The 8507-nt window shown below is 67.0% G+C and carries 10 protein-coding genes; 6 read left to right on the top strand and 4 right to left on the bottom strand.

The window, feature by feature from the left end; translation table 11 throughout:
* Both AC36XV_RS11780 and AC36XV_RS11775 read left to right on the top strand, forming a co-directional pair.
* Positions 1–216: tetratricopeptide repeat protein (locus AC36XV_RS11780; RefSeq protein ID WP_492203881.1), on the top strand; the 216-nt coding region annotated here is incomplete at its 5' end.
* A 30-nt stretch (positions 217–246) separates the two neighbouring features.
* Positions 247–1572: an alpha-L-fucosidase gene (locus AC36XV_RS11775; RefSeq protein WP_492203880.1), complete on the top strand. Its 1326-nt coding sequence runs from the start codon at positions 247–249 to the stop codon at positions 1570–1572.
* 9 nt (positions 1573–1581) lie between these two features.
* Here AC36XV_RS11775 and AC36XV_RS11770 read toward each other — a convergent pair whose 3' ends face one another.
* The 4 genes from AC36XV_RS11770 to AC36XV_RS11755 form a co-directional block, all read right to left on the bottom strand.
* On the bottom strand, positions 1582–2502 hold the full coding sequence (locus AC36XV_RS11770) for a TolB family protein (protein WP_492203879.1): 921 nt from the start codon (positions 2500–2502) through the stop codon (positions 1582–1584).
* 14 nt (positions 2503–2516) lie between these two features.
* Positions 2517–2669: a hypothetical protein gene (locus tag AC36XV_RS11765; RefSeq protein WP_492203878.1), complete on the bottom strand. Its 153-nt coding sequence runs from the start codon at positions 2667–2669 to the stop codon at positions 2517–2519.
* Between the two features lie 27 nt (positions 2670–2696).
* Positions 2697–3314, bottom strand: a complete 618-nt coding sequence (locus AC36XV_RS11760) for a methyltransferase domain-containing protein (RefSeq protein WP_492203877.1) — start codon at positions 3312–3314, stop codon at positions 2697–2699.
* A 108-nt stretch (positions 3315–3422) separates the two neighbouring features.
* Positions 3423–4037, bottom strand: a complete 615-nt coding sequence (locus AC36XV_RS11755) for a cupin domain-containing protein (RefSeq protein WP_492203876.1) — start codon at positions 4035–4037, stop codon at positions 3423–3425.
* Between the two features lie 139 nt (positions 4038–4176).
* Between AC36XV_RS11755 and AC36XV_RS11750 the strand changes: the two genes are divergently transcribed.
* The 4 genes from AC36XV_RS11750 to AC36XV_RS11735 form a co-directional block, all read left to right on the top strand.
* Positions 4177–5529: a S41 family peptidase gene (locus tag AC36XV_RS11750; protein WP_492203875.1), complete on the top strand. Its 1353-nt coding sequence runs from the start codon at positions 4177–4179 to the stop codon at positions 5527–5529.
* Between the two features lie 120 nt (positions 5530–5649).
* On the top strand, positions 5650–7116 hold the full coding sequence (locus AC36XV_RS11745) for an SDR family NAD(P)-dependent oxidoreductase (RefSeq protein WP_492203874.1): 1467 nt from the start codon (positions 5650–5652) through the stop codon (positions 7114–7116).
* Positions 7117–7180: 64 nt separating this feature from the next.
* A complete protein-coding gene (locus AC36XV_RS11740) occupies positions 7181–8077 on the top strand; it encodes an ATP-grasp domain-containing protein (protein WP_492203873.1) in 897 nt (298 codons plus the stop codon).
* A gap of 114 nt (positions 8078–8191) precedes the next feature.
* Positions 8192–8507 (top strand): DsrE family protein (locus AC36XV_RS11735; protein WP_492203872.1); only part of this gene is annotated, 316 nt, incomplete at its 3' end.

Here is an 8507-nt window from a genome sequence, read left to right as displayed (position 1 = left end):
GGACGCGCGCAACAGGCCGTGCGGGTGTTCGAGCTCAATACCCGCGTGTTTCCCGGGGCCTACAACACCTGGGACAGCCTCGGTGAGGGCCAGGCGGAACTCGGCCTGTACGAAGAGGCTGTCCAGTCGTACGAGCGCTCTCTGGAGCTCAACCCGGACAACGGCAATGCGGTCGAGATGATCGGTCGGATCCGGGCTCTTCAGGCGGAGGAATAGGACAGGCCCCGCACACCAGGAGGGTTTCGCTTGGATCGCCGGCACTTCGTCGTGACCGCAGCCGGTGCGGCTGCCGCATTCCCCTTCGGCATCCGCACGGTCGGCGGGGCCGTGCGTCCGACCGAAGGGTCCGTTCGGCCGGTGCCGAGCCCCTCACAGCTGGCGTGGCAGCGGGATGAGCTCGCCCTCTTCGTCCACTTCGGGATCAACACGTTCACCGACCGGGAATGGGGTGAGGGGACCGAGGACCCCGCCCTGTTCGACCCGTCCGGGCTCGACTGCCGTCAATGGGCGCGCGTCGCCCGCGAGACCGGCTTTCGAGCCATGATCCTGACGGCCAAGCACCACGACGGCTTCTGCCTGTGGCCTTCGTCGACCACCGGTCACTCGGTGGCATCGAGTCCGTGGCGCGGCGGGAAGGGAGACGTCGTGCGCGAGTTCTCCGACGCCTGCCGCGCCGAGGGCCTGCGGATGGGCCTCTACCTGTCGCCGTGGGACCGCAACGCTCCGAGCTACGGCGATTCTCCCCGGTATGATGACCTGTACTGCGATCAGCTGACCGAGCTGCTGACTCGCTATGGACCGGTCCACGAGGTGTGGTTCGACGGGGCGAACGGGGAGGGCCCGAACGGAAGGCGCCAGGTCTATGACTGGCCGCGGTACTGGGGTCTCGTTCGGCGATGGCAGCCCGAGGCCGTGATCTTCTCGGATGCCGGTCCGGACGTGCGTTGGATCGGGAACGAGCGTGGCGTCGCCGGTGATCCCAACTGGTCGACGGTGGATCCGGCCGTGGTCCCGTTCCCGGGAGCCACGGGCGAGGGCGTCACGGCGATGCTGCAGCACGGAGACCCCGCGGGAACGGTTTGGAGACCGGGTGAAGCCGACGTGTCCATACGGCCCGGGTGGTTCCATCACCCGGCTGAGGACGACCGGGTCAAGTCGGTGGATGACCTCGAGGATCTCTACTTCATGTCCGTCGGACGGAACTCGAAGCTCCTGCTGAACGTGCCCCCGACCCGCGAGGGCCGACTCCATTCCATCGACGTCCAGCGACTGCAGGGGTTTCGTACCCGGATCGACGAGCGTTTCCGGGAAGACCGGTATCCCGCCGTGTCGGAAGGACGCGAGACGATCGTGTCGGTGGCCGACCTGCGCGAGGACATCGAGCGCGGCCAGGCGGTGGCGGCCTACACGCTGCGCGGCCGCATAGGGGGGAGCTGGCGGGTGCTGTCCACGGGGACCACGATCGGTTGCCGGAAGCTGGACCGCTTCGAACCCGTGGCGGTGACCGCCGTGCAGCTGTCGATCGACGAGACGGTGGGTGGGGCGCTGCCGGTGCGTCTCGCGCTCTACTGAGTCCCGCCGTCAGCGCACAGCCCCGCTCGTGGAACTCAACCACTTCGGATCGCCGTCGAACCCCGGCTGGTCCGTGAGGCGCCGGGTGATCGATCCGTCCGGTCGCACCAGGTAGATCTCCCAGTCTCCCGACCGGGAGGAGCCGAACGCGATCCACTCGCCATCCGGCGACCAATCCGCGACGAGATCGTCGCCCGGACTTCTGGTTACGTTCGTCACGGTGCGGCTCTCGAGGTGGAGCGTGAAGATGTCCGCCGAGCCATCCTCCGTGTCCGTCGAGTCGAACAGTACCGAGCGGCCGTTCGGGGACCAGCCGGGGTGCCCGTCCAGGCGGTCGTTCCGTGTGAGCTGGTCGATGGCGCCGGTCGAGAGCTCCATCCGGTAGATCTCCGGGTCGCCATCCCGATCGCTGGTGAAGACCAGCTGCCGCCCGTCGGGCGACCATCGGGGCTGCACGTCCGCGGCAGGATGGTCGGTGACACGGCGTTCCTCGGACCCGTCCAATCTCGAAACGTATACGTCCACGTTGCCGCTCCGGAGATCTGCGTACGCGAGCCACTGGCCGTCCGGGGAGACGTCGGGTCCCGTTTCGTAGCCGGGACTCGGACCGAGGTGCCGCGGCTCCGCCTCGGGCCCGGCCGCGCGAAACAGAGCCGGTTCCCCGGTTCGTTCACTCAGGAAGAGGACGTCGGTACCCGGGCCGATGCGTCTGGGATTGTAATCCGGTGCCGGCGACCCCTGGTACAGCGCCGGTCCGTCCCCGTCCGCTGCCTGGTGAGCTGGAAACCAGTAGAGATCCCCTTCTCCGCTGCGGGCGGACATGAACACGAGATCGCAGCAGACCTCGGGCGTGGCTTCCTGCGCCCCGAGCGGAGGCACGAGCACGATCACCGCCGCAACCGCCATCCAGCGAAGCCTGCGTCTCTTCACGCGGCTGCCGCGAATCAACCGTCTGCCGGCTTCCGGGCCGTCATCATCACGCCCTTCACACCGAACGCCTCGGCGGAGCTCTGGGTCGACGGGTTACGGAAACGGAACCCTGGCACCACGGCCGACTTTACGCGCCGGAAGCCGGACTCCTCGAGCAGCTCGAACATCTCTCCTTCCAGGAGAGCGCCCCCGATTCACGATGCCCACAGCTTCGGGTCGTTGACGATCGACTGGGACAGCTGCTTTCCGCTCACGATGTCGGTGATCGAAATCCGACCGCCGGGCTTCAGGACCCGGAACATCTCCTCGGCCACCCTGCGCTTCTGGAACGAGAGATTGATCACGCCGTTCGAGATCACCACGTCCACCGACTCGTCGGGGAGCGGGATGGACTCCATCCGGCCCTCGTGGCATTCCATGGACGCACCCGTGGTCGCCGCGTGCGCCTGGGCCTTCAGACACATGGTGGGATTGAGGTCGACGCCGATCACCTTCCCCCGTTCACCCACGGCCCACGAGGCGATGATCGCGTCGAGCCCCGCTCCGCTTCCGAGGTCGAGAACCGTCTCGCCCGCCTGCAGGTTCGCCCTCTCGTGCGGGTTCCCGACGCCGGCGAACGAGCGGACGGCTCCGGGCGGCGCCCGGTCGAGCCACTCCGTCGAGTACCCGAACCTCTCGGCGGCCTCGCGGCCGTGATAGAAGTGGAACTCTCCGTCCGGGTTTTCGGCTACCTCCTCGTACATCCGAATGATCTCGTCCTTGAGGACGAGCTCGAGGGAAGCCTGATCGTCCGCCGCGTTCGTCATGCTCATCCGATCCGCATCGAGGGCTCTAAAGTCGATTCCAAACGTAATACGGAGCTCGGTCTCCGATGAAGGATGCGCAGGCGCGGAAGCGCTCCGGACACGTGAACGAAGTGATTACGGTTGCCCACCGACCATGACGGCCGCCAGCACCGCCCCCTCTTGGCCCCCGTTGTACCAGGCGTGAGCCGTTCCGTTCTGGACGACCACGTCGCCGGGTCCCAGCGTGACCATCGCTCCGTCGTCCAGCTCCATCAGGACGGTCCCGGTCAGCACGATCACGTAGTCCACGGTCGGTGTGGAGTGAAGGCCCGTCTCGGGGTCGGCCGAGGCGGCCAGATCCGTGACCTTCGATCTGAATTCCTTCATGATACTCTCGGGTGTCGAACCCATTTCCGCGGCCGCTGCGAGCTCCGACGGCGACGGAAGGCGGAACAGGAGCAGGCGTGATTCCCCGGGTCCGGGTACGAACCGTCCCTCTCCGATCTTCGATTCGCCGCTCGCCAGGCCAGAATCCACGGAGCGCGTCGTCCACAGCGGGGTGATCTCGTATCCGGGGAGCGTCTCGAACCGAATGACGTCGGATGGATGCCCGTCGGACGCGACGATCGCGCGGCCCTCCGGAGAGTGTCCGGTCACCACGAGGCGAGCATCGGCGGTGGTCTGCCCGACCGCGGCGGGGGGTGCGAAGACGAGGATGAAGGCCAGGATGAAACCGGTCCGGATCTTCACGGCGAGCCTCCTTGGAGCGGGCGGTTGCTGGCGAAGCTCTACAGAGTGAAAACTCGTCTCCGCATCCTCATCGCACCAGCTTCCGTTATCATTTGGTCACCCGAGCGCGCCATCGAGAACCGTCAAGCAGGGGATTCTGATGATTTCCGGCCGCCGCTTCCTTACTCGTCTGGTCCTGTGGCCGGTCCTTCTGACCGGCTCCCCCGCCATCGTGATGGCTCAGTCCGGAAGCCCGGCCGTCGGACAGGATACCGTGTCGCTGGAGCGCCGGATGTGGGTGGCGTCGAAGATCTATGCCTCGGTGCAGACCTATTTCGGTCACTGGGAAGCGGTGCCCGAACTGGATCTCGACTCGGCCTTTCAGGCCTACCAGCACGAGGCGCTCGAAGCCGCCGACCGGTTCGAGTTCGACCTCGCGACCTTCCGGTTCATGGCCTCCCTCCGGAACGGCCACACCGGCTTCACGGACCGCTGGCTCTTCGATGTCGGCGGCGGTCCCGTCGGCTTCACGGCGAGCAGGGTCGATGACGAGTGGGTGGTCCGGCGGAGCCGCGTCGCGGGACTGCAGCCGGGCGATGTGATCGTGGCCGTGGACGGGGAGCCGGTCGGGGACTTCGTGGCTCGGCGCCTGCCCTTCCTCTCGGCGTCGAGCGAAGGGGCAGCGATCCGTCGCCTTTGGACCCGGAACTACCTGTTTCCAGAGCGCTTCTCGGTACGTCTGGAGGACGGCCGGGCGATCCAGATCGATCGGACCCGCCAGGAGCTGGCTCCGAGCCCTGGCCGTCCCTACACGGAGGAGATCCGGGATGACGGCACCGCGTACCTGTACATCCCGTCGTTCGGGCAGCCCGAGATGGAGGAGCGAGCCGTGGCGTTCGTCCAGCGGAGCACGGAGGCGCCCGCGCTGGTGATCGACGTGCGCGGCAATGGCGGAGGAACGACCCCGACGTCCTTGATCGAAGCACTGATGGACCGACCGTACCGGGGGTTCACCGAGTCCACGGTCGTCACGAACGGACTGTTCGCCGCCTACGCGAAGATTGCCGGGGAGGCTCCTCCCGGCAGCTTCAACGACTACGTGCGCGGTTATCTGGACGCGTTCGATGAAATGGGTCGCTACCAGATGCGGATGCCGGCGGCGACGGTGCCACCCCGGGCTTCGACCTACCCGGGTTCCCTCTTCGTTCTCATCGACGAGGGATGCGTGTCGGCGTGCGAAGACTTCGTGATGCCGCTACGGACGAGCGATCGCGCTCTCGTCTTGGGCGAGCCGACCTCGGGGAGCACCGGCCAGCCCTACATGCATGATTTCGGGAACGGGATGAGCTTCCGGGTGAGCGCCAAGCGCGTCTACTTCCCCGACGGTTCGCCCTTCGAGGGAGTGGGCATCGAGCCGCACATCGAGATCGTTCCCTCGGCGAACGATCTGCGTGCCGGCCGGGATCCGGTCCTCGAGCGCGCGAACGAGCTGGCCGGGGCGGAAGCCTTCTGATCTGGCTGCGATCCGTCATCGTGCGCCATTCCGCGACAGCCGTTAGACTTCCTTCCCCCTCCACTGAAACTGGAGAGATCCGTCGCTCTCTCTGACACGCCTGTCATCAAGGGGCTCCGCATGTTCACCCATCATCGATCCGTTTCGTACCGGGCCGCGATGCTCGTCTCTCTGTTCGTCGCGGCCTTCACCGTCTGGAGCTCCTCGGCCGTGGCCCAGGCGCCGGACGCCACGAGGGCCGTCCTGATCACCGGCACCAGCTCGGGAATCGGACTCAGGATGACGGAGGTGCTTTCGCGGAACGGCTTCTTCGTCTATGCGGGTGCTCGCGACGCCGCGGACCTGCAGCGTCTCGATGCCATGGACAACGTTCAGGCGGTTCGTCTCGACGTGACCGTCCAGAGCGACATCGATGCCGCCGTCGAGCTCGTCCGGTCGGAGGGGAGAGGCCTGTACGGTCTCATCAACAACGCCGGCGTCGCCGTCATGGGACCCCTGATCGAGCTTCCCGAGGAGGACATGGCGTTCCAGCTGGGCGTCAACCTGTTCGGACCGTACCGGGTGACGAAGGCGTTCGCCGATCTGCTGATCGAGAGCCAGGGACGCGTGCTCAGCGTGAGCTCGATCGCCGGGGTCCTCTCGGGGCCGTTTATCGGTGCGTACAGCATGAGCAAGCACGGGGTGGAAGCCTACGTCGACGCCCTGGCCGCCGAGCTCGAGCGCTTCGGCGTCGAGGTGGCGGCGGTGGAGCCGGGCAACTTCAAGTCTCAGATCACGGCCTCGATGGTCGAGCGCATGAAGCGGAACGGTTACTCCGCCGAGGGCTCGAGGTACGGATCGATGCTCGACATGGTCACCGGACCGCTCGACCGCTCGCAGTACGATGAGCCGGACGCCGTCGCTCTCGCCGCGCTCGACTTCATGACGAGCGATTCGCCGAAGCGGCGCTACATGGTCGTGCCGAACCAGTTCGAGGCCGCGATCACCATCCGCCAGGCGATCAGCGAGCTGGTGCAGCTGAACGAGGGCCAGCCGTATGCGTACTCGCGCGACGAGCTGGTCGGGATGCTGGACGAGGCGCTGGAGGGGGCGCTGCCCGCGAGCGCCGGCGAGTTGCAGGAGGTGGAAGAAGGCTCCGGAGCCGGCCTCCACGAGGCCGCGGCCACGGGCGATCTCGAGGCGCTCCGTACGCAGATAGAAGCCGGCGCAGACTTGAACGAGAGGGAGCCCGGGGGTGGCTCGAGTCCTCTCGTCACCGCCGCCACCTTCGGTCAGACGGAGGCCGCGCGGATGCTGATCGAGGCCGGAGCGGATCTCGACCAGCAGAACAACGACGGAACGACAGCTCTGATCGCCGCGGCCTTCTTCTGTCGCACGGAGATCGTGGAGGCGCTTCTCGAAGCCGGCGCCGACCGGTCGATCCGGAACAACGCCGGGTCCACGGCCCTCGATTCGGTGAGCGGTCCGTGGGACGAGGTGCAGGGCATCTACGAATTCGTCGGCGCGGCGCTCCAGCCGTACGGGCTGAATCTGGACTACGAGAGAATCCGCGAGACGCGTCCGCAGATCGCGGAGATGCTGCGGTAAGTCCGGCAGACCGGGGCATGTCGAGGCCTTCCCAGGGTGGTGGTGCAGGCGCAAGATACCGCGCATGAAGCGCTGCGCATTCCTGACGCTCGACGAGGTCGCCGACTTCGTGATCGACGACGAGCTCGCGTACGAGCCGTTCCGGGCGATCGGCTGGGAGGTCGAAGCCGTCCCGTGGCGACGACTCCCGGCATCGTACGGTCGCTTCGATGCGGTGGTGATCCGGTCGCCCTGGGACTACCAGCAGGACCCGGTGGCGTTTCTCGCGGTTCTGTCGGAGATCGAGCGGGCCGGGGTACCGCTCTTCAACTCGATCGACCTCGTCCGCTGGAACCTCCGGAAGACCTACCTGCGGGAGCTGGCGGAGCGCGGCGTGGCCATCCCGCCTACGCTGTGGCTCGACTGCCTGCCGCCGGGCGGAACGCTCCGGCTGTTCGATGAGCTGGATTCCGAAGAGATCGTCCTCAAGCCCGTCGTCGGCGCCAACGCGGACGGCGCCTTCCGCCTGACCCGGCGGACGGCCGAGGCCCGCCGCGAAGAGATCGATACATGCTACGCCGATCGTCCCCTGATCGCGCAGCCGTTCGCGAGAGCCGTGCTGCGGGAGGGAGAGGTTTCGTTGATCTATTTCGGCGGATCGCTCAGCCACGCGATCACGAAGACCCCGAAAGCCGGAGACTTCCGCTCGCAGGAGGAGCACGGCGGCCTCATCCGGGCGATCGAGCCGCACGACGGGCTCCTCGCGGCGGGGGACGCGGCCCTCGCCGCGGTTCCCACCGGTGGCGGGGTGCCGCTGTACGCCCGGGTAGACCTGGTGCGGGCGAACGACGGCGGGGGCTACTGGCTCATGGAGCTGGAGCTCATCGAGCCGGCGCTCTACCTGCGGGTGGACCCGGGAGCTCCAGGTCGGTTCGCGGCGGCTTTTCGGGACGCGGTGGAGGCGTACACGGCCATGGGGTGACCGGCGGCAGACCGCGCGCCGCGGCACTCACGACCTCCCTGTGTCCGTTGACGACCGGCTTCTTCGCATGTGCAGGTGGAGTCACACTACACCTCACGCGCAGACGGAGGAGCCATGGAGCAGTCGACGAAGTTGTGCATCGTGATCACGGCGGGTCTCGACGACGAAAGGGCGTCGGTCGCCTGGAGCATAGCCAACGGCGGGATCAACAACGGCCTGGAAGTGACGGTCTTTCTCACCAGTTCCGCTGTGGACTGGGTGAGGAAGGGAGCCGCGGACGGCGCGCACTTGAATCCCTTCGATCCCCCGATGAAAGACATGATCGAGGTGATACGGGAGAAGGGAAAGGGCATCCTCGTGTGCCCGCCGTGCGCGAAGGTCCGGGGCTACGAGCAGGAGGACCTGCTGGACGGGGTCGTGCTGGTGGGGT

This window comes from Candidatus Benthicola sp., assembly GCF_058719085.1.
Note: the sequence above shows the minus strand (reverse complement) of the source record. Positions and strands in the feature narration are given on the sequence as shown.

Coding starts and splice junctions, on each gene's coding strand:
- AC36XV_RS11740 (WP_492203873.1), top strand. CDS start 7,181: ATGAAGCGCTGCGCATTCCTGACGCTCGACGAGGTCGCCGACTTCGTG.
- AC36XV_RS11745 (WP_492203874.1), top strand. CDS start 5,650: ATGTTCACCCATCATCGATCCGTTTCGTACCGGGCCGCGATGCTCGTC.
- AC36XV_RS11760 (WP_492203877.1), bottom strand. CDS start 3,314: ATGAGCATGACGAACGCGGCGGACGATCAGGCTTCCCTCGAGCTCGTC.
- AC36XV_RS11750 (WP_492203875.1), top strand. CDS start 4,177: ATGATTTCCGGCCGCCGCTTCCTTACTCGTCTGGTCCTGTGGCCGGTC.
- AC36XV_RS11765 (WP_492203878.1), bottom strand. CDS start 2,669: ATGTTCGAGCTGCTCGAGGAGTCCGGCTTCCGGCGCGTAAAGTCGGCC.